At 64.8% G+C, this 22,766-nt stretch carries 13 protein-coding genes, 1 pseudogene and 1 riboswitch; of the genes and pseudogenes, 3 read left to right on the plus strand and 11 right to left on the minus strand.

Annotation, left to right across the window (positions count from 1 at the left end; all coding sequences use genetic code 11):
* The first annotated feature begins 5 nt into the window (after positions 1-5).
* Entirely contained in the window at positions 6-1,373 is a 1,368-nt protein-coding gene (locus HH213_RS01225) for an ATP-binding protein (RefSeq protein WP_169110258.1), read from the plus strand.
* Positions 1,373-2,098, plus strand: coding sequence for a hypothetical protein (locus tag HH213_RS01230; RefSeq protein ID WP_169110260.1), 726 nt, complete (start codon positions 1,373-1,375; stop codon positions 2,096-2,098). Before HH213_RS01225 ends, HH213_RS01230 begins: the two co-directional genes overlap by 1 nt.
* Here HH213_RS01230 and HH213_RS01235 read toward each other — a convergent pair.
* Positions 2,061-2,570, minus strand: coding sequence for an Imm26 family immunity protein (locus tag HH213_RS01235; protein ID WP_110848878.1), 510 nt, complete (start codon positions 2,568-2,570; stop codon positions 2,061-2,063). The genes HH213_RS01230 and HH213_RS01235 overlap by 38 nt on opposite strands.
* 102 nt (positions 2,571-2,672) lie before the next feature.
* Positions 2,673-2,771, plus strand: a riboswitch (TPP riboswitch).
* A gap of 57 nt (positions 2,772-2,828) precedes the next feature.
* Between HH213_RS01235 and HH213_RS01240 the strand changes: the two genes are divergently transcribed.
* Positions 2,829-4,961 carry a TonB-dependent siderophore receptor gene (locus HH213_RS01240; RefSeq protein WP_169110262.1) on the plus strand — a complete coding sequence of 711 codons (2,133 nt, stop codon included), beginning with the start codon at positions 2,829-2,831 and terminating at the stop codon, positions 4,959-4,961.
* Here HH213_RS01240 and HH213_RS01245 read toward each other — a convergent pair.
* The 10 genes and pseudogenes from HH213_RS01245 to HH213_RS01290 form a co-directional block, all read right to left on the minus strand.
* Entirely contained in the window at positions 4,958-5,647 is a 690-nt protein-coding gene (locus HH213_RS01245) for a hypothetical protein (protein ID WP_308494522.1), read from the minus strand. The two genes, HH213_RS01240 and HH213_RS01245, sit on opposite strands and share 4 nt — an antisense overlap.
* A gap of 26 nt (positions 5,648-5,673) precedes the next feature.
* Positions 5,674-6,186, minus strand: coding sequence for an AAA family ATPase (locus tag HH213_RS01250; protein ID WP_169110266.1), 513 nt, complete (start codon positions 6,184-6,186; stop codon positions 5,674-5,676).
* Positions 6,183-6,791, minus strand: coding sequence for a nicotinamide riboside transporter PnuC (gene pnuC / locus HH213_RS01255; RefSeq protein ID WP_169110268.1), 609 nt, complete (start codon positions 6,789-6,791; stop codon positions 6,183-6,185). Before pnuC ends, HH213_RS01250 begins: the two co-directional genes overlap by 4 nt.
* A 32-nt stretch (positions 6,792-6,823) precedes the next feature.
* Entirely contained in the window at positions 6,824-8,959 is a 2,136-nt protein-coding gene (locus tag HH213_RS01260) for a S46 family peptidase (protein WP_169110270.1), read from the minus strand.
* A gap of 32 nt (positions 8,960-8,991) precedes the next feature.
* The gene (locus HH213_RS01265) at positions 8,992-10,677 is read right to left on the minus strand and encodes a PAS domain-containing sensor histidine kinase (RefSeq protein WP_169110272.1); all 1,686 of its coding nucleotides are present in this window, start codon (positions 10,675-10,677) and stop codon (positions 8,992-8,994) included.
* A gap of 2 nt (positions 10,678-10,679) precedes the next feature.
* Positions 10,680-13,259, minus strand: a complete 2,580-nt coding sequence (locus tag HH213_RS01270) for a chemotaxis protein CheB (protein ID WP_169110274.1) — start codon at positions 13,257-13,259, stop codon at positions 10,680-10,682.
* 45 nt (positions 13,260-13,304) lie between these two features.
* Positions 13,305-14,714: an efflux transporter outer membrane subunit gene (locus HH213_RS01275; protein ID WP_371875705.1), complete on the minus strand. Its 1,410-nt coding sequence runs from the start codon at positions 14,712-14,714 to the stop codon at positions 13,305-13,307.
* 68 nt (positions 14,715-14,782) lie between these two features.
* The gene (locus HH213_RS01280; RefSeq protein ID WP_110848886.1) at positions 14,783-18,079 is read right to left on the minus strand and encodes an efflux RND transporter permease subunit; all 3,297 of its coding nucleotides are present in this window, start codon (positions 18,077-18,079) and stop codon (positions 14,783-14,785) included.
* Positions 18,076-21,236, minus strand: a pseudogene (locus HH213_RS01285) (efflux RND transporter permease subunit). Before HH213_RS01285 ends, HH213_RS01280 begins: the two are co-directional and overlap by 4 nt.
* The gene (locus HH213_RS01290; protein WP_169110278.1) at positions 21,233-22,561 is read right to left on the minus strand and encodes an efflux RND transporter periplasmic adaptor subunit; all 1,329 of its coding nucleotides are present in this window, start codon (positions 22,559-22,561) and stop codon (positions 21,233-21,235) included. Before HH213_RS01290 ends, HH213_RS01285 begins: the two are co-directional and overlap by 4 nt.
* Positions 22,562-22,766 lie beyond the last annotated feature (205 nt).

Here is a 22,766-nt window from a genome sequence, read left to right on the forward strand (position 1 = left end):
CGCCTATGAAGTCGCTGCTGAAGTTTCCCTTCCCGCTACGCCTCGCCAGCCTGAAAAGCGGCCTATTCTGGCGCACCTTCTTTTTACTTGGCGCCCTCACCACCACCAGCATGACGGCCTGGGTCGGCATGATCAGCGTGGTGCAGCACGAGCCGCAGGTGCAGCAGATTTCCGCCCAGGTGATCTCGGTGGTCACCATCACCCACGCCGCACTGACGCACGCCGCGCCCGAACTGCGGCGCGAGCTGCTGTTCGACCTGGTGGCCAATGAGGGCATCCGCGTGTTCACGCTGGAGGACGACGACCAGGTGGCGCCGCCGGCCAACAACGCGCTGATGCCGGACATCGAGCAACTGGTACGCGCCAAGCTGGGGCAGGACACGCGTTTCTCGTCCAAGGTGAACGGCGTGTCGGGCTTCTGGGTCAGCTTCAAGATCGACGACGACCAGTATTGGCTGATGCTGGAGCGCGAACGCATCCGCGGCCTGACCGGCATCCAGTGGCTGGGCTGGGCCAGCGTGGTGTCGGTAGTGTCGCTGCTGGGCGCCGCCTTCATTTCCAGCCTGATTAACCTGCCGCTGCGCCGCCTGACCCAGGCCACCCGCGATTTCGCCCAGGGCAAGCACCCCGCCCCGCTGCCGGAAAAAGGGCCGGCCGAAATCATGGAGGCCAACCGCAGCTTCAACCAGATGGTGACCGATTTGCAGCAGGTCGAATCGGACCGCGCGGTGATCCTGGCCGGCATTTCGCACGATTTGCGCACGCCGCTGGCGCGCATGCAGCTGGAACTGGAGATGGCCAATCTGTCGACCGAGGCGCGCGAGGGCATGCAGTCCGACATCGGCCAGATGGACGCCATCATCGGCCAGTTCCTTGACTACGCCAAGCCCACCGAGGCGTCCAGCTTCGTCAACGTCGACATCAGCGAACTGCTGACCGACACCGCGCATGAAGTCTCGCGCCTGCCCGACGTGCGCATCAACACCGACATCGCGCCCGACGCCCATGCGATGGGCAACGCCACCGACATCAAGCGCGTGATTAACAACCTGATCGAAAACGCCCGCCGCTACGGCCGCAAGGCGGATGCCGACTACACCGAGATCGACATCAAGTGCAGCGTCAAAGGCATGCATGCGGCCAAACGCGTGATCATCGAAGTGCAGGATCACGGCACCGGCGTGCCGCCGGATCAAATCGAGCAGCTGCTCAAGCCCTTTACCCGGCTCGATGCGGCGCGCGGCCAGGCCAACGGCGCCGGGCTGGGGCTGGCGATTGTCGACCGCGTGATCACCCGCCACGGCGCCGAGCTAAATGTGCGCAACCGCGAAGGCGGCGGCTTGCAGATCCAGATCGTGATGAAGGCGCTGTGATGCGGCGCGTTCTGTTTGCCGCCGCGTTGGCGCTTGCCGCCAGCGTTTGCGCCGCCGCGCCGGCCGCCAGGCCAAAGACGCCGCCCTCCTTGCAGCTGCGCGAGCCGACTGCCGAGGAACGCAGCTCGTTCGAGGAATACTATCGCCTGCAAGTGCCGGCCAGGATCAGTGGCGGCCCGTCGCTGTTTGCGCCGGTGTTCGACATCCAGCGGCGCGGCAAGGAACCGTGGCAGGTGATCGCGCGGGTCGATTCGTCGCCGCGCCACTTTACGCCGGACCTGTGCCGGCAGGTGCGCACCAGCTACATCTACAATCCCAAGGCGCCGCAGGACCAGCGCTGGACGCCGTCGGCCGCCGCGCCGGAATGGTACGTCTGGCTGGCCACGCCGAAAGTGATCTGCACCGCCGCGCAATACACCACGCGCATGGACCCGGCCGTGCATCCGGACGACGTCAAGGCGCTGATCTGGCAGCACCGTGAACTGCTGGCGCGCGCGCGGCTGCTGTTCGCCGGAAACTCCGGCTGCGCGCGCCAACGCTCGCTAACCTTCCGCCTGAGCGCCATCGAGCCGGCGCCGCCGTCCAACGGCGCACCAACCATGGTGGGCATGGTGTTCGACAGCGACCGCGAGACGCAGGTGCGGGTTGCGGTGCGCAAAAGCCGCGGCGAATACGCGGCGTGGAATGTCAGCTGCGCGCCGTCTGCTGCGCCGTTTGCTGGTTGATCGGGTGGTCCGGTCCTTCCAGCAATTTGGTCAGCAATAGCTCCGCTGAGCCGTAACCGTACAGCGAATCGATGTCCAGCCCTTGTGTATCATAGGGGACAGACTCTTCGCGCTCCGAACGGCTGGGGTCCGGATCGGCATAGGTGACCCGCCAGGCGCGCTTGAGCGCGTCGGCACGGCGCAGGAACTGCGGCACCGGCCACTGCGCCGGGTCCCACGTATCGATATCGCCCAGCACGCGCCAGTGACCGCTGGCCAGCGCCATGTCGCCGCAACGCAGCACCTTGACGGCGTCCTGCGGCCGCAGCGTATTCAATTCTTCCAGCGACGGGAAGCGCGGCAGCTTGGGGCCGAACAGATAGGCCAGCATGATTTTACTGCCCGGCGACAGCCTCGCCACCAGACCCCATCCATAGCCGCCGTCCAGCAATGGCACGGCAAACCAGCTTCCCTCTTGATACGACTGCTTCATTCCAACCCCTTCCACTTCCGCCCTGCGGCGCAAGTTCGCAGTGTAGCGACGCCGCGCCAAACGTGGCGCACGCGATGTCAATTGTGAACTGTGATACACTCGCCGCTTCGCTAGGGGTCCTGGAACATTGTTTCCGGGTGAGAGATACCCTTCGTACCTGATCTGGATAATGCCAGCGAAGGAAAGCGCAAAAGTCGGATCTCCCTCCTTTGATGGCTCTCTTCGCCGGCCCCCAGCCGAGACAAGTAGAGAGCAAATATGTCCACACCAAACTTCGCAGTGTCCGCCATCGCCCTGGCGGTTTTACAGATGACTTCCAGCGCCGCGCGCGCGGAAGACCCCGACCAGACCATGCAGGAAGTGGTGGTCAGCGCCGCCAAGACGCGCGCCACCACCGCCAGCGTTGCCGGCTTCGCCAACGCGCCATTGCTGGAAACGCCCGCCTCGGTGAGCGTGCTGACCTCGCAGCAGATGCTGGACCTGCAAATCCGCTCGACCACCGACGCCGCCCGCTACGACGCCAGCCTGAGCGACGCCTACAACGCGGTCGGCTATGCCGAGCAGTTCTCGATCCGCGGCTTCAAGCTGGATAATGAATCGAGCTACCGCAAGGATGGCATGGCCATCACCGGCGACACCCAGATTCCGCTAGAGAACAAGGAACGGCTGGAAGTGCTGAAAGGCCTGTCCGGCCTGCAGGCAGGCGTGTCCGCGCCAGGCGGCATCATCAACTACGTCACCAAGCGTCCGACCGACACGCCGCTGCGCACCGTGGTGCTGGAAGAACGCGAACGCGGCAACCTGTATGGCGCGGTCGACCTGGGGGGCCGCTTCGAGAACCCCGACTTCGGCTACCGCATCAACGCCGCCGCCGAGCGTCTGCGCTCCTACATCAAGGGCGCCGACGGCAACCGCAAGTTCGTCTCGGCCGCCTTCGACTGGCGCATCTCGCCACAGGCGCTGTTGCAGATCGACGCCGACTACCAGCGCAAGTCACAGGTCACCGCGCCCGGCTACCAGCTGCTGAACAACCTGACGCTGCCGAACGTGCCGGCAGACCAGCTGCTGAACGACCAGCCGTGGAGCCGTCCGGTGGAAACCACCAGCAGCAACGTCGGTGCGCGCTTTGAATACAAGTTCTCGCCGGACTGGAACGCCACCATCAGCGCCAACCAGCATAACTTCAAGCGTGACGACTACACCGCCTTCCCTTACGGCTGCGGCGCGCAGGATCTGTATCCTGGCTTCTGCGGCAATGGCGATTACGACGTCTACAACTACATCAGCCTGGGCGAAAAGAAATCGCCGTTGACGGCGCAGGCCTTGCTGCAAGGCCGCTTTGCCACCGGCGCGATCAAGCATGACTTCACCGGCGGTGCGTCGTTCTTCAAGAACAGCGAAAAATGGGGCGACTACCTGTATGACCTGTCCGGCGTCAGCAACATCTATCATCCGGTAGTGGTGACGCCGGCGCCGGGCACCAGCGGCCCGGTCTCGGAACGCCGCCGCGACAACGAACGCGCGCTGTTCGCCCAGGACATCGTCAGCCTGAATGAACAACTCAAGCTGCATGCCGGCGCGCGCTATGTGAAAGTGAAGCGTGACGAATACGTCGGCGTGGACGACAACGGCGCCGTGCTGCCGTACGCGCATACCGACATCGGCTTCTGGCTGCCGAACGTGGCGCTGGTCTACAACGTACGGCCCAACGTGGCGACTTATGTCTCCTACGCGCAGGGCCTGGAGCATGGCGGCGTCGCGCCGATGGGCACCGAAAACGAACACCGCGCGCTGGCGCCGAGCAAATCGAAACAGGTGGAAGTGGGCGTCAAGGCCGACATCCGCCAGGACCTGAGCGCCAGCGTGGCGCTGTTCCAGATCCGAAAAGGCCTGGAATATACCGACGCCGCCAACGCCTACGTGCGCAACGGCGAAGCGCAGAATCGCGGCCTGGAAGTAGCGCTGAACGGTCGCGCATCGCGCGACCTGACGGTTGGCGTATCGGCCACCGCGCTGAACACGCAGCAAAGCGGCACCGGTTCGGCGGAGCTGGACGGCAAGCGCGTAACCGACGTCGCCGCGTTCAAATCATCGGTGTATGCGGATTACGCCCTGCCGCAGGTGCAGGGGCTGAAGGTCGGCGCCAACTGGCAGTACTCGGGCAAGAAGGCCTTCGACGCCGCCAACTCGGTGTTCGTACCGAGCTACCACGTAGTGAACCTGACCGGATCGTACGCCACCCGCATCGGCAATATCGGCACCACCTTCCGCGCCGGTATCGACAATGTGTTCGACAAGTTCTACTGGCGTGATGTGACGCCGGACCTGGGCGGCTATCTGATGCCGGGCGCCTCGCGCACCTTGCGCGTGTCGGCCACCTTCGATCTTTAAAAGATCAGCTGCGCGCGCATCGAAAAACTCTTCGCTGCGCGCGCCGAGTTCCTGCCGATCAGGTAAGCGAATTCGTACTTCAATTCCTGCCGTCCGATATCGGTGTGCCCACCGACCATCGGCCCGGCGCGATGCGACTGCTGCTTGTATGGCGACCAGTCGTTCCACTTCCCTACCTCGCCGAATGCCTGCACGCCGGGCTGGAACCACGGCTTCCAGTTGTGCTTCACCTGTAGCTGGTAAGTCAGTTCGGTTGGATTCGGACCGGAGACGGTGCGGTAATCGCGCTGGAAGAACAGGTTGGCGTTGAACTGGGTGCGGCCGATCTCCGTTTGCAGCACCGGCCCCCATTCCAGCATATAGCCATCATCCCGATCATGCGAGCGCTCGATTTTGGTGTGTAGCGCCAGATCGAAGTCGTACTGCCCTTGCGTCAGCATGTAGTCGTTCTGCCAGGCGGTGGCGGTGCGCTGCGTGCCGCCGCCATTGCGCGTGAACCACTCTTCGTAAATCTCCGTGTACCAGCGCGAAGTAACGCCATAGCCGATGCCGATTTCCGGCGACGCCGTGGTGCGGCCGCTGTATTGGGCGTGCCAGTATTTGTAGTCGATCGACGCCTGGCCTTCCACATCGTAGGTTGAGACCAAATAGTAGCCGGCATCGGCCAGCGCTAGCGGAGTAACCAAGATCGATAACGCCGCCAACCGCTTGATCATAAATACCCCGACGCCTGTGAGATGCGTTGATCGGGATCGCCCGATATCAACATGTAGGGTATCTCACGCGCAGCCAGTTCGTCCAGCAGCAAGCGGTTGACGATGATGCTGACTTCCTCGTTCTCGCGTTGCAAGCCATCGGCCACCCAGGGAATATCGGGCGCCATCACCAGCGTCATGGCGTAGTCACGCGGGTGCGCGTCCGCCAGCAGCGCCAATTGGGAATCGATGCCGCCAAAATAATGGCGGCTGTAGACCGCCGTCATCAGCGGCGTAGTGTCGCAAAAAAGATACTTGCCGGCCAGCGGCGCGGCGGCGTCCTCGCGCGCACGCTGCGTGCGGGCGATGTGGATCTGGTCCGCCGCCACCGGCACGCGGCCTTCCGTATCGACAAATTCGCGCAGGTACTCCGGCACCCACACGGTGCCGTAGCGCTGCGCCAGCGCCGCCGCCAAGGTAGTCTTGCCGGAGGACGCCGTGCCGAGAATCGCAATGCGTAGCGGTTTCATTCCATGGCCAGACGGCGGCCGCCCGTATGCGTGTCACCGCTCCAGGTGCGCAGGCCGATCACCGCCATGCCGACGAAGATGGCGTACAAGATCGCCGTCAACATCAGGTGCTTGTGCAGATACAGCCCGACGTACAGCACATCGACAATGATCCAAACATGCCAGTTCTCGATCTTCTTCCGCGACAGCAGCAACTGGCCGACCAGCGAACCGGCCGTCAGGAAGCCGTCCGAGTTCGGCACGTCGGTATCGGTATAGGACTTGAGGAACCAGGCCAGCAGCACAAAGCCGGCCAGCCAGGCGCCGGCGGCCAGCCAGCGGCCGCGCGCCGACAGCGCCGTCACCGGCAGCCTGTCATGGCGGTCGTCGCCGTGCAGCCACTGATACCAGCCGAACACCGACACCGCGATGAACACCAGTTGCAAGCCCATGTCGCCATACAACCGCGAACCATAAAACACCAGACCATAGGTGGCCGACGAAATGATGGCGAACAGCCAGCCCCAATGGCTCTGGCGAATGTTCAGCCACACCGTGGCCACCGACAGCAGGAACGACAGCAGCTCCAGCGGGGTCGTGGCAAATACTGCCAGGTGCAACGGCATATTCGCGTAACTAAGCAGGAGCTGGAGCGTCGTCATTTTTTAGGATATTTGATGGTCATTTCTTTGAGCAGATTGTCGGCGTGATCCACTTCCGACATCACCCACAGCATATACCGGATATCCAGATGGATGGCGCGGGTGATGTCGCGGTCGAAGTACCAGTCCTTGGTGATCGACTCGTAGGTCGAATCGAAGTTAAGGCCAATCAGCTCGCCGTTCTTGTTCATCACCGCCGAACCGGAATTGCCGCCGGTGGTGTCGGCGCTGGTCAGGAAGTCGACCGGCACCGTGCCCAGTACCGGATCCTTAAACTGGCCATAGCGCTTGGCCTTGATCGCATCCAGCAGGTTTTGCGGCGCGTCGAACGGCGCCTTGCCGGTGTTCTTCTCGACGATGCCTTCGATGGTGGTGAACGGCCCCTTGGTGATGCCGTCCTTCGGCGAATATGGCGATACGGTGCCGTAGGTCACGCGCAGCGTCGAATTGGCATCAGGATAAACCGGCTTGCCCTGCGATTTCTTCCACGCGATGACGGCCGCCATGTACTGCGGGATCACACGTTCCAGATTGCCATCCAGTTCCTTGCGGCGGTCCTTCAGCGACTGCGACACGTCGTCGGTCTTCACCGCCAGCTTGATGAAAGCGTCGTTCGATGCGCCGAAGGCGGCGGTGTCCTTGCCAACCCACGACAGGCGCGCCGCGCTATCGCCCAGTTGCGATTGCGCGTACAGCGCCGGCACCGCATCCACCGGCGGCAGCAGCGCATCCAGGCCGGTGACGTGCATCGACTTTGGCAGCCTGGCGTAACGCTGCAAGGCGGCGACGAAGCGCGCCTGGTCAACGCTGCCCACATACGACTGCTCCAGGCGGTTCAAACGCGCCTTGATGAACGGCAGGTCGCGCTGCTGGAAGCCCAGCTCACGCTCGGCGTCCGGCTTGGCGCTTTCCTGCGCCAGGCGGTACAGCGGCGCGGCGGCTTTCAGCAGGTCGCTGGTGGTGGCCACGCTGTAGCCGAATTCCTCGTCGCTCAGGGCGATGTCGGCGGCGATCAGCGCATCCAGTTCGGCCAGCAGCTTCTTGTCGCTGTTTGGCTGCTTGGCGTACCAGGCGCGGAACTCGGCGTCCTGCACGTCCTTGATGGCGGCGATGTCCTTGCGCGCAAAGCCGTCGATTAGGCCACGCGTTTTCTTCATCACGTTGTTCAGACCCTTGACCACGCTGGCGTAACGCACCGCGTTGGCTTCACTCTTCTCGGTGGAGGCGGCGATCACGTCCAGGTCGGACTGAATCTCGGCTGCCTTGGCCGGATAGGCGGCGTCGCGCGCGTAGCGGATTTCCGACGGCAGTTTGTAGCGGCTGGTGCGGCCCGGGTAGCCGGCCAGCAGCACCGGATCACCGTTCTTCAGGCCCGCGGCCGACACCACCAGGAAGTCCTTGGATTTATACGGGACGTTGTCCGGCGACGGTTCGGCCGGACGGCCATCCTTGCCCACATAGGCGCGCAGGAACGAATAATCACCCACGTGGCGCGGCCATTCGTAATTGTCGATATCGCCGCCAAAGTCGCCCAGCGAGTTGGCCGGCGCGTACACCAGGCGCACGTCGCGTATCATCATCTGGCGGATACGATAGTATTCCAGGCCGCGATGGAAGGCCGGCACCGAGCAGCGATAGAACTTGTCGCTCTCGCATTCGGCGATCAGGGCCTTGATGTTCTTGTCCACCGCTTCGCTGCGCGCCTTGCCGCTCATGCTTGGCGTGATGTCCTTCAGCACGCGGCCGGTGACGTTTTCCACCTTGTCGGTCACGTACACCAGCGTATTCGGGCCGCCCGGCAGCTCGTCTGCGCGGGTCTTGGCCAGGTAACCGTTGGCGATGTAATTATGTTCCAGCGTCGAATTGCGCTGGATGGCGCCATACGCGCAATGGTGGTTGGTAACCACCAGGCCGGCGTCCGACACGAACGACGCCGAGCAGCCGCCCAGCGAGACGATGGCGCTCATCGGATGCTTCGACAGGTCGGCCAGCTTTTCCGCCGGGATGGCGATACCGATGCGTTTGAGTTCGGATTTCAGCTGTGGCAGCTGGTACGGCTGCCATTGCCCTTCGTCGGCGTGTGCGCTGGTGGCGCACAGCAGTGCGGCGGGAATAACGAAATATTTTAACAAGATATGGCCCCTGATTGGTTACGGCGCCAGTATTATAGATCGAAGCTCAACGTCAGCCTACAGCCGCCGCTCGGCTGGTTGCAGATCTCCAGGCGGCCGCCCAGCGCGGCGACGCGCTGGTTCATGCCGATCAGGCCAAAGGACTCGGGCTTGCGCCGCTCCGGCTGCTGCAGGCCGATGCCGACACCGTCGTCGCTCACGCTCAGCGCCAGATGGCCGGCGCGCAGCGACAGCACAATATTCACCCGCCGCGCGTGCGCATGGCGGCGCACATTGTTCAGCGCCTCCTGCAGGCTGCGGAACAGCACGATCTGCATGTCGGGCGACAGTCCGGCCAGCGTCGCCAGGCCGGCCGCATCGGGCAGCGTCAGCGCGCACGCCAGTCCGGTGCGCCGGGCGAATTCGGCGGCCTGCCACTCGAGCGCCGCCTGCACGCCGAGATCGAGCACCGCCGGCCGCAATTCGTTCATGATGCCGCGCACACTGCGGATGGTGGCGTCCACATTCTCCAGCGCCGCGCTGACGCGCTGGTGCAGCAGGCCGTGGCTGCCGGCGGTGCGCGCGTTGAGCATCGACAGGTCGATGCGCAGCGCCAGCAGGTTTTGCCCCAATTCGTCGTGGATGTCGCGGGCGATGCGCTTGCGCTCATCCTCCTTGACGGTTTCCAGGTGCTCGGCCAGCTCGCGCAGCTCTTCGCGCGAAGCCGTCAGTTCGGCGGTGCGGGCCGCCACGCGCGCGTCCAATTCCGCCGACCAGCGTTGCAGCGCGGCCTCGGCGTCGCGCTGCGCGGTCACGTCGGAAAACACGCCGATGTAGTGGGTGATGGCGCCCTCGCCGTCGCGGATCACCGTCAGCGACATGCTGGCCACGTACGGCGTGCCGTCGCGGCGGCGGTTGAACACGTCGCCCTGCCAGCGTCCCTGGAGCCGCACCTGCGCCAGCGCGGCCGCGTGGTAGCCGGGCGGATGGGCGCCGGCGCGGCCGAGGAAACGCGGATTGCGTCCCAGCGCCTCTTCCGCCGCATAGCCGGTCAGCTGCGTGAAGGCGTGGTTGACGGAGACGATATTGAGGTCGGCGTCGCACACCAGCACGCCCTCGTTGATATTGCTCAGCACCTGCATGGCGCGCAGCCGCGCGGCGTCGCGCAGGCTGGCGTTGCCGACGTCGGTCAGGATCATGCGGCAGGTCTGGGCGCCGGCGTCCAGATTGGCTTCGATGCGCAGCCGGCGCGGTTCCTCGCCGGTGCGGACTGCGCCCGGCGGTTCAAACAGCAGCACCTCCAGCGCCGCACGCTCGCCGCTGTCGAACAGCCGCTGCAGGAAACGGCGCAGCTCGGCCTGCGCGGTGGGCGCCACAAACTGTTCCAGACGCTTGCCGAGCAGCGGCGCACCGGCGCCGGCCAGCAGTTCGGCCGCCGCCAGATTGGCACGCGTAATGTAGCCGCTGTGATTGAGCGACACATAGCCGGCCGGCGCCTGCTCGTACAGCGCGGCGTAGCGCGCGTGCAGCGCACTGGCCTGATCGCGCTCGGTTTGCAGTTCGGCCAGCGCCTCGCTTTGCAGATCGAGCTCGATCTGGCTGACCTGCAGTTCATGCCAGTGGCGCAGTTCGTCGCTGCCGGCGTCCGGCGCCGGCGGCAGCGGATAGCGCGCCACCGCATGCTCGGCGGCCGCCCGCAACTGCGCGGGATCAAGCTCGGGACGCGGCGGCTTTTTCATACTTACTCCGGCGTCCCCTGCATCATGCGCAGCCTGGCCTCCAGCTGCTTGGCTTCGCTGATATTGATGAACGTGACCACCACGCCGTCAATCACGTTGTCCACCGTCCGGTACGGCATGATGCGCACCATGTACCAGCCGCCGCCGCGGGCGGAAATCTGCCGCTCGCTGAACACCAGTGTGCGCAGCACCTCGCGCGCGTCGTCCTGCAGTTCCGGATAATCGAGGTCGTTGACGATGTCGCCCAGCGGCCGCTGCACGTCGCCCGGAATCAGCTTGTAGATCTGGGTGGCGCGGTCGGTAAAGCGGCGAATGCGCAGTTCGCTGTCGAGGAAGATGGTGGCGACGTCGGTGCTGTTGAGCAGATTTTTCATGTCGCCGTTGACCATCGACAGGTCGTCCACCTTCGATTGCAGCTCGGCGTTGACGGTGTACAGCTCCTCGTTCAGCGACTGCATCTCTTCCTTGGAGGTGGTCAGCTCCTCGTTGGTCGATTGCAGTTCCTCGTTGGTCGACTGCAGCTCTTCATTGGCCGATTTGAGTTCCTCGCGCGAGGCCTGCATCTCGTTGCGCACCGCCTGAATTTCCAGCCGCGCCTGTGCCAGCAGCTGCTCCAGCTCCAGTAGCTGTGGGTTGCGCGAGCGCGCGCGCCGCCGTTCGGCCGGCACCGCAACGCTGGCGAAGGTCACCAGCACCGCGCCGGCCAGCGGCCCTTCGTCCGCCATCGCCTCGGCCGTCATGTCGACCGCCATCGCCGGATGGCCGGCGGCGTCGCGCTGTATCAGGCCGCGCACACTCGCCGTTTCCTCGCCCTGGGTGGCGCGCTTGAGCAGTCCGGCCAGCTCGTGGCGCAAGCCCTCGCGCGCCATGGCGTGGATGTTCCAGTTGGCCTTGCCCGCGGCCGGCTCCAGATAGGCGCCCGTGCGGCCATGGATGTACAGGATGTCGCCATGCACGTTGAGCAGCACCGCCGCCGGTGTATGCCGCTTGAGCAGCTGCTGCTCGACCTGTTGTTGAAGATTACCGTTCATGGATGGGAGATGGGATGCGATAGCTGAGGGGACCGAGGCATTGCTGACCCGGGTCGGAAAATAACTGGCTACATGGTTGATCGACGCTTCCAGCCGGCGGTACACGCGCGCCACCGCGTTCAGCGGCGCAAACAGTTCGGTAAACTCGCCCGGCGTCTCAGCGCTTCCCAGCAGCAGCAAACCGTCCTGCTTGAGCGCGTAGTGGAACAAGGGAATCAGATCGCGCTGCAGCTTGGCCGTAAAGTATATCAGCAGGTTGCGACAGCAGAGCACATCGAGCTTGGTAAACGGCGGGTCGGAAATGATGTTCTGGCGCGCGAAGATGATGGTATTGCGGATGTCCTTGCGGATCCGGTAACGGCCATCTTCCTCGGTGACGAAATAGCGCTGCAGGCGCTGCTCGCCGACATCGTCGCGGATGGCGGCGCTGAACACGCCCTGGCGCGCGCGCGCCACCGCGTCGTCATCGAGGTCGGTGGCGAAGATCTGCAGCGTGTACTGGACAGTGGGACGCAGTTGCGCCAGCACTTCGTGAAAACTGATGGCCAGCGTGTAGGCTTCCTCGCCGGTCGAGCAGGCCGGCACCCAGGCCTTGAAGGCGGCGCCGTGCGGATGCCGTTCCAGCAGCTGCGGCAGCGCCGTCTCGATCAGGTATTCCCAGACTTTCGGGCCGCGGAAGAAATTGGTCACGCCGATCAGCAGCTCCTTGAACAGTAGCTCGACTTCGGCTGGGTTCTCACGCAGATAATCGATATACACGGGCAGCTCGCGGCACTGGCGCAGTTTCATGCGGCGCTCGATGCGGCGCATGACGGTACTCAGCTTGTAGTCGGAAAAATTGGCGCCGGTCTGGGCCAGCAACAGCTGGTACATCTGCTGCAGCGCCTCGCGCTGGCGCAAGGCATCGAGGTTGGCGCCAAGGCCATTGTCGCGCCGCCACCAGTCGAGCGCGCGCCGCGCCAGCTCAGCCGGCGGCGCCACTACATCGACCACGCCGGCACTGATGGCGCTGACCGGCATCGACTCGAAGCGGGCCGACGGCGGCAGCTGCGCCATGGTCAGCCCGCCACTGTCGCGGATCGCTTTCAGGCCCAGGGTGCCGTCCGCCCCCATGCCGGACAGCACGACCCCGACCGTCTGGCCGGCGCTATGCCGGGCCAGCGCCATGAACAGGCGGTCGATCGACAAATGCTCCTGGCGCGACACCGAATGGGGCTGCAGTGCGACGCGGTCGCCGTCCAGGATCAGCTGGCCGCGCGGCGGCATCACGTACACCCGGTCCGGCAACAGCGTCATGCCATCCTGCACTTCGCTGACCGGCATGGCCGTCACGCGCTGCAGCAGCTGGGTAAAAATGACCTGGTGCTGGGTGTCGACATGCTGCGCCACCATGTAGGCCATGCCGCTGGCGGGCGGCACACTGGCGAGGAACTCGCAGATCGGATCGAGCCCGCCGGCCGACGCGCCTATCCCCACCACCGGCACACCGGCGTCCGGCGACGCGGTGGTTCTGGCGGCTGCGTCGTCAGGGTCGAGAGTGGGCGTGGTCATGTTGCCTGATTATACAAAGCCCTCCCCAAAAACCAAGCGTGACGCTTAGTTGGTGGCCGTGCCGCCCGCTTGGTCGCTAGCGACGTGCCAGCCGCCGCCCAGCGACTGGATCAGCGCAATCGCCGTGGTCTGGCGGTTGACCTGGGCCTGCACCAGCGCACGGCGCGCGCTCAGCGCGGTCTGCTGCGCCGTGACCACATCACTGTAGCTGACTTGGCCGGCGCGGTAACGGTTGAGCAGCTGCGCCTCGACCTGGTCGGCCGCTTCCGACGCCGTCTTGCGCAGATCCTGCTGCTGCACCAGCGCGCGCGTGGCCACCAGCTGGTTTTCGACGTCGGCGAACGCCGTCAGCACCGTCTGGCGATAACTGGCGATGGCCTGGTCGCGCGCCGCCTCGGCGCCGCTGACGCGGGCCTTGGTGGCGCCGGCGTCGAACAGCGTCTGCGCCGCCGTCAGGCCCAGCGACCACAGGTTGTTGGAGGCGTTGAACAAGCCGCCGGTGGAGGCCGCGCCGTAGCCGAAGGAACCGGTCAGGTTCAGACTCGGGTAATAGGCGCTGCGGGCGATGCCGATGTTTTCATTGGCGGCGGCGACGCGGCGCTCAGCGGCGGCGATGTCCGGACGGCGTTGCAGCAGCGTCGAAGGCAGGCCGGTCGGAATATCCGGCACGGTGATGTTCCAGTCGGCCGGCGCCAGCGTGAACTCGCCGGCGGCCTTGCCCAGCAGGACCGCGATCGCATGCTCATAATTGGCGCGGCTGCGCACCAGCGTGATCTGGTCGATGCGCGCGCTGGCCAGCTGAGTTTGCGCCTGCAGCAGGTCGGACTTGGCGGCGATGCCGGCGTCGAAGCGGTTCTGCGTAATCTGCAGCACCCGCTCGTAGCCTTCGGTGGTCTGCTCCAGCAGCGCCTTCTCGGCGTCCGCCTCGCGCAGCGCGAAGTAATTGGTGGCCAGTTCGCCCTGCGCCGACAGGCGCGCGGCGGCCAGGTCGGCGGCGCTGGCCTGCAGGCTGGCGTTGGCGTTGCCGACACCGGCGCGCAGCTTGCCCCACACGTCCGGCTCCCAGCTGGCGCCGATGTTGGCGCGGTACTGGTTGGCGGTCTGGTTGTTGCCGCCGCCGCCGCTGCGGGTGGCGCTGCCGTTCAGGTCCACCACCGGGAACAGCGACGCGCGCTGCTCGGCCACCAGCGCGCGCGCCTGTGCGTACGCGGCGACGGCGGCGGCCACGTTCTGGTTATTCACCTCGATGCTGTCGGCCAGCTGATTCAGCAGCGGATCGCCGAACAGCTGCCACCACGGGCCCCGTTCCAGCGTGTCGGCGGGCGCGGCGGCGGTCCAGCCGGCGGCGGCCTTGTCGGCGTCGCTCGGGGTTTCTTTGTAGGCCGCCGGCTGCGGCGTCTCCGGCACCTTGTAGCTCGGCGTGACCGAGCAGCCGGCCAGCAGCGCAACCGCCATGGCCAGCGCAGTCAGGGGATAGCGGGAAGTTGGGGCGGTTTTGCTCACGTATGTGCTCACGTATTTGCTCATGAAATAATCGGCGATTCGCCGCTATGGATGCGGCTCAGTTGTTGTTCGGACGGGCTGCGGCGACGCAGCTTGTCCATCAGGATGTAGACCACGGGCGTCGTCAGCAGCGTTAGCAGCTGGCTGGCGATCAGGCCACCGATAATGGCCACGCCAAGCGGCTGGCGCAGCTCCGAGCCTTCGCCGAAACCGATCGCCAGCGGCAGCGCGCCCAGGGCGGCGGCCACGGTGGTCATCAGAATCGGGCGGAAACGCAGCAGGCAGGCTTCGCGCACCGCTTCCATCGGCGCCAGGCCGCGCGCGCGCTCGGCTTCCAGCGCAAAGTCGATGATCAGGATGGCGTTCTTCTTGACGATACCGATCAGCAGGAAGATGCCGATCAGCGCAATCGTCGAGAACTCCATCTTGAAGATCAGCAGCGCCAGCACCGCGCCGACACCGGCCGACGGCAGCGTGGTCAGCACCGTCACCGGGTGCACCAGGCTTTCGTACAGAATGCCCAGCACGATATAGATCACCACGATGGCGGCCAGGATCAGCAGCGGCAGCGACTTGTTGCTGTCCTGCGCCGACTTGGCGGCGCCGGCAAAGCTGCCGCGCACATTACCCGGCATGGCGATGTCCGCCTCCGCCTGGGCGATCTGCGCCGCCGCGTCGGACAGGCTGGCGCCCTCCACCAGGTTGAAGGCGATGGTCGTGGCCAGTTCGCCGTCCTGATGGTTGATCGAGGTCGGCGCCGAGCTTTCGGCGTAGCTGGCGACCGTCGACAACGGCACCATGGTGGTGGCCGAAGTGCTCAGCGAATTACCGGACGAGGCATCGCGCACCGCCGGCGCGGCGATGTTGGCGGCGGTGGCCGACGATGTCGTCGTGGTGCTGCTGGTGCCGCTGGTGCTGGTGGCCGCCGCCGTCGTCGCCACCTGGGCGCCGCTCGGGTTGGCGGCGCTCGGCGCCGGCAGGCCGGTGGACGGCACGTAGACGTCCTTCAGCGACTCCGGACTGCGCGCATACTCGCGCGCCACTTCCATGATGACGTGATACTGGTTCAGCTCATCATAGATGGTCGCCACCTGGCGCTGGCCGAAGCTGTCGTACAGCGCGTTGTCGATATCCTTGGTCGAGATGCCCAGCCGCGAGGCGCTCTGCTTGTCGATGGTGACGAAGGTCTCGACGCCGTTGTCGGCCTGGTCGGAGTCGACGTCGGTCAGCGCTTTCTGCCCCTTCATCGCTTCGGCCAGACGCGCCGCCCATTTTTTCAGGTCGGCCTGGTTGTCGGACTTCAGCGTGTACTGATAGTTGGCGTTGGCCGAACGGCCGCCCGAGCGCAGATCCTGCACGGGGCTGAGGAACAGGCTGACGCCGGTGACCCTGGCCAGCTTCGGCCGCAGGCGCGCAATCACCGCCTGCCCCGCCACCTTGCGTTCATTGGCCGGCTTCAGGTTGATGAACATGAAACCGCCGCCGGCGCGCCGGCCGCCGGTAAAGCCGACCACCGTGGCCACGTCCGGATCGGATTTGATGATGTCGACCAGCTGTTTCAGCTTGCCCTGCATGGCCTGGAACGAGATGCTCTGGTCGGCGCGGATGCCGCCATTGATCTGGCCCGTGTCCTGCTGCGGGAAGCCGCCCTTGGGAATCGCCGCGAACAGGTAGAAGTTCAGGCCAATCACAAACACCAGGCTAAGCATCACCAGCCAGACGCTGTGCAGCGCCCAGTCCAGCGCATGCTCGTAGCCTTTGAGGATGGCGTCGAAGCCGCGCTCGAAGAAGCGCGCGACGCGGCCCGGCGGCTTGGCGTGGACATTATCCGGCGACAGCAGCCAGGCGCACATCATCGGCGTGGTGGTCAGCGAGATCACCAGCGAAATCATCACCGCGGCCGACAGGGTAATGGCAAATTCCTTGAACAGCGCGCCGAACTGGCCGCCCATGAACAGCAGCGGAATGAACACGGCAATCAGCGAAAGACTGATCGACAGCACCGTGAAGCCCACCTCGCGCGCACCAAGCAGCGCCGCCTCGAAGCGGTCCATGCCCGCTTCGATATGGCGGGTGGTATTTTCCAGCACCACGATGGCGTCATCGACCACGAAGCCGGTGGCCACGGTCAGCGCCATCAGCGACAAGTTATTCAGGCTGAAGCCCAGCAAATACATCACGCCGAAAGTGCCCAGCAGCGAGACGATGGTGGCCACCGTCGGCACGATGGTGGCCCGCACGTTGCGCAGGAAGACGCTCACCACCAGCACCACCAAGAGGATCGAGATGATCAGCGTAATCTCGATTTCATGCAGCGACGAGCGGATCGAGTTGGTGCTGTCGCTGGCCACCTGGATCTTGACGTCCGGAGGCAGCTGCGCCTGCAGCATCGGCAACTGCGCCCGTACGCTGTCCACCGTCTCGATGACGTTGGCGCCGGCCTGGGAACGCAGCAGCACAATGATGGCCTTTTCGCCGTTGAACAGGCCAAGGTTGTTCTGGTCTTCGACGCCATCGACCACCTCCGCCACATCCTTCAGGCGGATCGCGGTGCTGTTGCGGTAGCCGACGATCAGGTTCTGGTAATCGCTGGCGCTGCGGCCGCCGGAGGCGTTGGCCGATTCGGAATAGATCTGCAAACGGCGGCCGTTGCCCTGCAAGGCGCCGCGCGGCCGGTTGGCGTTGGCGGCCTGGATGGCGGCGCGCACGTCCTCCATCGACAGCCCCTGCTTGTTCAGCGCATACGGGTTCAGTTCCACCCGCACCGCCGGCAGCGAGCTGCCGCCCAGTTCCACGTCGCCGACGCCGGTCACTTGCGACAGGCGTTGCAGCACGATGTTGGAAACGGCGTCGTAGATCTGGCCCGGCGTGCGGGTTTTCGAGGTCAGCGCCAGAATGATGATCGGCGCACCCGAGGTGTTGGCCTTGCGATAGGTCGGATTGCTGCGCAGCGTGGACGGCAGGTCGACGCGGCTGGCGTTGATCGCCGCCTGCACCTCGCGCGCCACCGAGTCGACGTTGCGGTTCAAATCGAACTGCAAGGTGACGTTGGCGGAGCTGGTGCTCGACTGCGAGGTCATTTCATTGACGCCGGCGATGGTGCCCAGATGCCGCTCCAGCGGCGTGGCGACGCTGGTCGCCATGGTGTCCGGGCTGGCGCCGGGCAACGTGGCGCTCACCGAAATAATCGGGAAGTCCACCTGCGGCAGCGGCGCCACCGGCAGCACGAAGAACGCGCCAATGCCGGCCAGCGCCACGCCCACCGTCAACAGGACGGTGGCGATCGGACGCTTGACGAATGGGGACGACAGATTCACGACGCGTCACCTTTGCCCTGACCTGGCGCTGGAGACAGCAGCGCCGCCTGGTGCGGGTCGCGCGGCGGCGCGCCGTTGAAGCGGCGGTTGACGCGGCGCGCCAGGCTGTCGAAGCCCAGGTAGATCACCGGCGTGGTGAACAACGTCAGCATCTGGCTGACAATCAGGCCGCCGAAGATGGCCAGGCCCAGTGGACGGCGCAATTCGGCGCCCTCGCCCCAGCCCAGCATCAGCGGCACGGCGGCGAACAGCGCGGCCAGTGTCGTCATCAGGATCGGACGGAAACGCAGCAGCGCGGCCTGGTGGATCGCTTCACGCGGCGGCTTGCCTTCGTCGCGCTCCGCCTCGATGGCGAAGTCGATCATCATAATGGCGTTCTTCTTGACGATACCGATCAGCAGGATGATGCCGATGATGCCGATCACGCCCAGGTCCTGGCCGGTGATCCACAGCGCCAGCAAGGCGCCGACGCCGGCCGACGGCAGCGTCGACAGAATCGTCAGCGGGTGGATATAGCTTTCATACAGCACGCCCAGCACGATATAGACGCAGACCACGGCGGCCAGGATCAGCCACAGTTGGTTGTTCAGCGAATTCTGGTACGCGCCGGATGCGCCGAGGAAGGTCAGCGTCACGGCGGACGGGAACTTGATCTCGGCGGCGGCCTGTTTGATGCTGTCCACCGCGGTGCCGAGCGAGACGCCCGGCGCGGTGTCGAAGCCCAGCGTGGTGGCCGGATACTGCGCCACGTGCGTTACCTGCAATGGCGCTGTGCGTTCGGTCACGCTGGCTACCGCCGCCAGCGGCGTGGCCTTGCCGGAACCGGTGCGCAGCTGGAGGTTTTCCAGGTCGGCAGGGTATTAATCGAATTGCGGCGCGCTTCCAGAATCACGCGATATTGGTTAGTCTCGGTGAAGATGGTCGAAACGATCCGCTGGCCGAAGGCGCTGTACAACGCGTCATCGATCGATGCGGCGGTCACCGACAGGCGCGACGCGGTGTCGCGATCAACCGTGACGTAAGCAGCCGCCGAACTGGCGCCGACGTCGGAAGTGACGTTGCGCAGCTGGGCCTTGGTGCGCATCTGCGCTTCCAGCTTGGTGGCCCACTCGTTGACGGATGCGTTGTCCGCACCTTCAATCGATACGCGGAACTGGGTCGGGCCGGTTTCGGCGTCGATGGTCAAATCCTGCGTTGGTTGCAGATACAGCGTCAGGCCCGGAATCTCGGCCACATGCGCGCGCAGGCGCTCCATGATGTCCTGCTGATTGCCGCTGCGATCGTGCTTCAGGTTGATCAGCATGCTGCCGGTATGCAGCATGGTGTTGTTGGCTGCGTCCACGCCGACCACCGAGCTAAGGTTCTCGACCGCCGCATCTTGCAGGATTACCTGGGCAGCCTTCTGCTGCAGCTCCGCCATCTTGTCGTACGAGACAGCTTTGCCGGTTTCCAGGCGGGCCTGCAACTGGCCGGTATCCTGGGTCGGGAACAGGCCCTTCGGAATCACCACGTACAGCAGTGCCGTCAACAGCAAGGTGGCCAGCGCCACCAGCAGCGTCAGGCCGCTATGGTTGATCACCCAGGTCAGCGATTTGTCGTAATGACCAATCACCCAGTCGAAGAACTGCTGGAAGCGCACGGCGAAGCGCGACGGCTTTTCTTCGGCGTGGCTCTTCAACCAGCGGGCCGACATCATCGGCACCAGCGTCAGCGACACCACGGCGGAGATCAGAATGGTGATGGCCAGCGAGATCGCGAATTCGCGGAACAAACGACCCACCACGTCGCCCATGAACAGCAACGGAATCAGCACGGCGATCAGCGACACCGTCAGCGAAATAATGGTGAAGCCGATCTGCTTGGCGCCTTTGAGCGCGGCGGCCATCGGCGTTTCGCCCTCTTCGATGTAGCGGGCGATGTTCTCGATCATGACGATGGCGTCATCGACCACGAAGCCGGTGGCGATGGTCAGCGCCATCAGCGACAGGTTGTTCAGGCTATAGCCGAGCAAATACATCACGCCGCAGGTGCCGATCAGCGAAATCGGCACCGAAAGGCTGGCGATGATGGTGGCGCGGATGCTGTGCAGGAAGGCGAAGATCACCAGCACCACCAGCACCACGGCCAGCACCAGTTCCATCTCCACGTGTTCGACGGAAGCGCGAATGCCGGTGGTGCGGTCGCTCAGCACCTCGACGTGGATCGCGCCCGGCAGGCCGGCCTGCAACTCAGGCAGGCGCGCCTTGATGGCGTCCACGGTGGCGATGACGTTGGCGCCAGGCTGGCGCTGCACATTGAGGATGATCGCCTGTTTCAGGCTGGATTTGGTGCCGGACCACGCGCCCAGTTCCACATTTTCCGCGCTGTCGATCACCTGGGCGACGTTGGAGAGGCGCACCGGGGCGCCGTTCTTGTAGGCCAGGATCAGGTCTTTATAGTCCTTGGCGGTCACCAGCTGGTCGTTGGCGTTGATGCTGTAGGCGCGGGTCGGGCCGTCGAAGCTGCCCTTGGCGCCATTGGCGTTGGCCGCCGTGATGGCGGTGCGCAGCGTGTCCAGACCGAGGCCATAAGACGCCAATGCGTTGGTGTCGGCCTGGATGCGGACCGCCGGACGCTGGCCACCGCTCAGGGTAATCAGGCCGACGCCCGACACCTGGCTCATTTTCAGCGCCAGGCGGGTGTTGACCACGTTCTGCACTTCGGTCAGCGGCATGGTGTCGGAGGTGATCGCCAGCGTCATCACCGGCGCGTCGGCCGGGTTAACCTTGGCGTACACCGGCGGCGCCGGCAGGTCGGTCGGCAGCAGCGAGTTGCCGGCGTTGATCGCGGCCTGCACTTCCTGCTCGGCCACGTCCAGCGTCTGGCCCAGGCCAAACTGCAGCGTGATGATGGAAACGCCGGCGGCGCTGGTGGAGCTCATGCGCGACAGGCCGGCCATGGCGCCGAACTGGCGCTCCAGCGGCGCGGTCACGGTCTGCGCCATCACTTCCGGACTGCCGCCCGGGTACAGCGTTTGTACCTGGATGGTCGGGAAGTCCACCTGCGGCAGCGCCGACAACGGCAGGAACTTGAAGCCGACGATACCCGCCAGGACGATCGCCAGCATCAGCAGCGACGTCGCTACCGGACGCTGGATGAAGGGTGCGGATGGACTCATTGCTTCGCTGCGCCTTCCTTGTTGCGACGGCGATGCTCGCCGTTTGGCGACGATGCGGCGCCGGCCGCGCCAGCGCCCTGACCTTTGGCGCCCGGCAGCGTGACCTTGGCGCCTTCTTTCAGGCGGTCGGCGCCTTCGGTGATCACCTGTTCGCCCAGTTTCAGGCCGTCGGTGACCTGCACTTTGTCGACCGTGGCGACGCCGCGCGTGACCGGACGCACGGTGACAGTCTTGTCCTCTTTCAGCACGTAGACGAAGTCGCCGCTGTTACCGTGGCGCAGTGCGTTCACCGGCACCATGACGGCATCCTTGATGGTGTTCAGTTCCAGACGCACGTTGACGAACTGGCTCGGGAACAGCGTCAGCTTGGTGTTGGCGAAGCGCGCCTTGGCCTTGACGGTACCGGTCTGGGTGTCGATCTGGTTGTCCATAGCTTTGAAGGCGCCGCTATCCAGCGTCGCGGTGCGGGTGCGGTTCAAAGCCAGCGCCGGCAAGGTGGCGCCGTCGTTGACGCGCTGCGCCACGCCCGGCACGCTGTCCTGCGGGATCGAGAACTCAACGTCGATCGGCGACAGCTGGGTAATCACGGCCAGGCCGCCGGTGTCGCTGGAGCTGACCAGGTTACCGATATCGACCACGCGCAAACCCACGCGACCGGAGATCGGCGCCACCACCTTGGTGTAGCCCAGATTGATTTTGGCCGTGCCTTCGGCCGCTTTATCGGTCAGCACCGTGCCTTCCAGTTGCTTGACCAGCGCCGCCTGCGTATCCACGTCCTGGCGGGCGATCGAATCCTGGGTCAACAGGGTGCGATAGCGGTTCAGCGTCAGCTTGGCGTTTTCCAGCTGCGCTTCATCGCGCTGGCGGTTACCGGTGGCCTGCATCAGCGCCATTTCGAACTGGCGCGGATCGATCTGCGCCAGTACCTGGCCGGCCTTGACCATCTGCCCTTCTTTGAACAAGACCGATTGCAGGATGCCGGACACCTGCGGACGCACCGTGGTGGTGGCAGCCGCCGTCACGGTGCCGAGGGCTTCCAGCGTCACCGGCACGTCGGCTTTTTCAGCCGTGGCCACACCAACCGTGGTCGCCGGCATGCGGCGGCCACCTGCACCACCACCAGGGCCGCCAGGACCACCGGGACCGCCTGGGCCAGGACCGCCCGCACCTTGTGCACCGGGCGCGCCGCCTGCTGGCTGGTGCGTCAGATACCACGCCAATCCCCCTAAAGCCGCCATCACGGCGACGGCAATCACGCTGCCGAGTAGCTTGCGGCTGCGTTTGGGAGGTTTGGCATTCAAAGTCGGCTTGGCTTGCGAATCCATCGTTATCCTTTTTCTAGGCGTGCGTGTCCATGGCAAACGCGCCATGGAATCAATGCGTGGACTCTAGCACAAGGTCTTGCCGCTGTCTGTCGGCCTTTGTCTGGGGTTACAATCTCGCTACAAATCAAGGACTTTGCGCATTTATCGTTAAACTACCTTTACATATCTTTACCGGACCGACATCGCTCCTACACGCGTGCGCGGC

Source organism: Duganella dendranthematis, assembly GCF_012849375.1.
Classification (GTDB): Bacteria; Pseudomonadota; Gammaproteobacteria; order Burkholderiales; family Burkholderiaceae_D; genus Rugamonas; species Rugamonas dendranthematis.

Excerpts from the sequence above, each read along its gene's own strand:
- pnuC (WP_169110268.1), bottom strand. The coding sequence starts at position 6,791 with ATGCCGTTGCACCTGGCAGTATTTGCCACGACCCCGCTGGAGCTGCTG.
- HH213_RS01275 (WP_371875705.1), bottom strand. The coding sequence starts at position 14,714 with ATGGCGGTTGCGCTGCTGGCCGGCTGCTCGGTCACGCCGAGCTACAAG.
- HH213_RS01290 (WP_169110278.1), bottom strand. The coding sequence starts at position 22,561 with ATGGATTCGCAAGCCAAGCCGACTTTGAATGCCAAACCTCCCAAACGC.
- HH213_RS01250 (WP_169110266.1), bottom strand. The coding sequence starts at position 6,186 with ATGAAACCGCTACGCATTGCGATTCTCGGCACGGCGTCCTCCGGCAAG.
- HH213_RS01265 (WP_169110272.1), bottom strand. The coding sequence starts at position 10,677 with ATGAAAAAGCCGCCGCGTCCCGAGCTTGATCCCGCGCAGTTGCGGGCG.
- HH213_RS01235 (WP_110848878.1), bottom strand. The coding sequence starts at position 2,570 with ATGAAGCAGTCGTATCAAGAGGGAAGCTGGTTTGCCGTGCCATTGCTG.
- HH213_RS01270 (WP_169110274.1), bottom strand. The coding sequence starts at position 13,259 with ATGACCACGCCCACTCTCGACCCTGACGACGCAGCCGCCAGAACCACC.
- HH213_RS01240 (WP_169110262.1), top strand. The coding sequence starts at position 2,829 with ATGTCCACACCAAACTTCGCAGTGTCCGCCATCGCCCTGGCGGTTTTA.
- HH213_RS01225 (WP_169110258.1), top strand. The coding sequence starts at position 6 with ATGAAGTCGCTGCTGAAGTTTCCCTTCCCGCTACGCCTCGCCAGCCTG.
- HH213_RS01230 (WP_169110260.1), top strand. The coding sequence starts at position 1,373 with ATGCGGCGCGTTCTGTTTGCCGCCGCGTTGGCGCTTGCCGCCAGCGTT.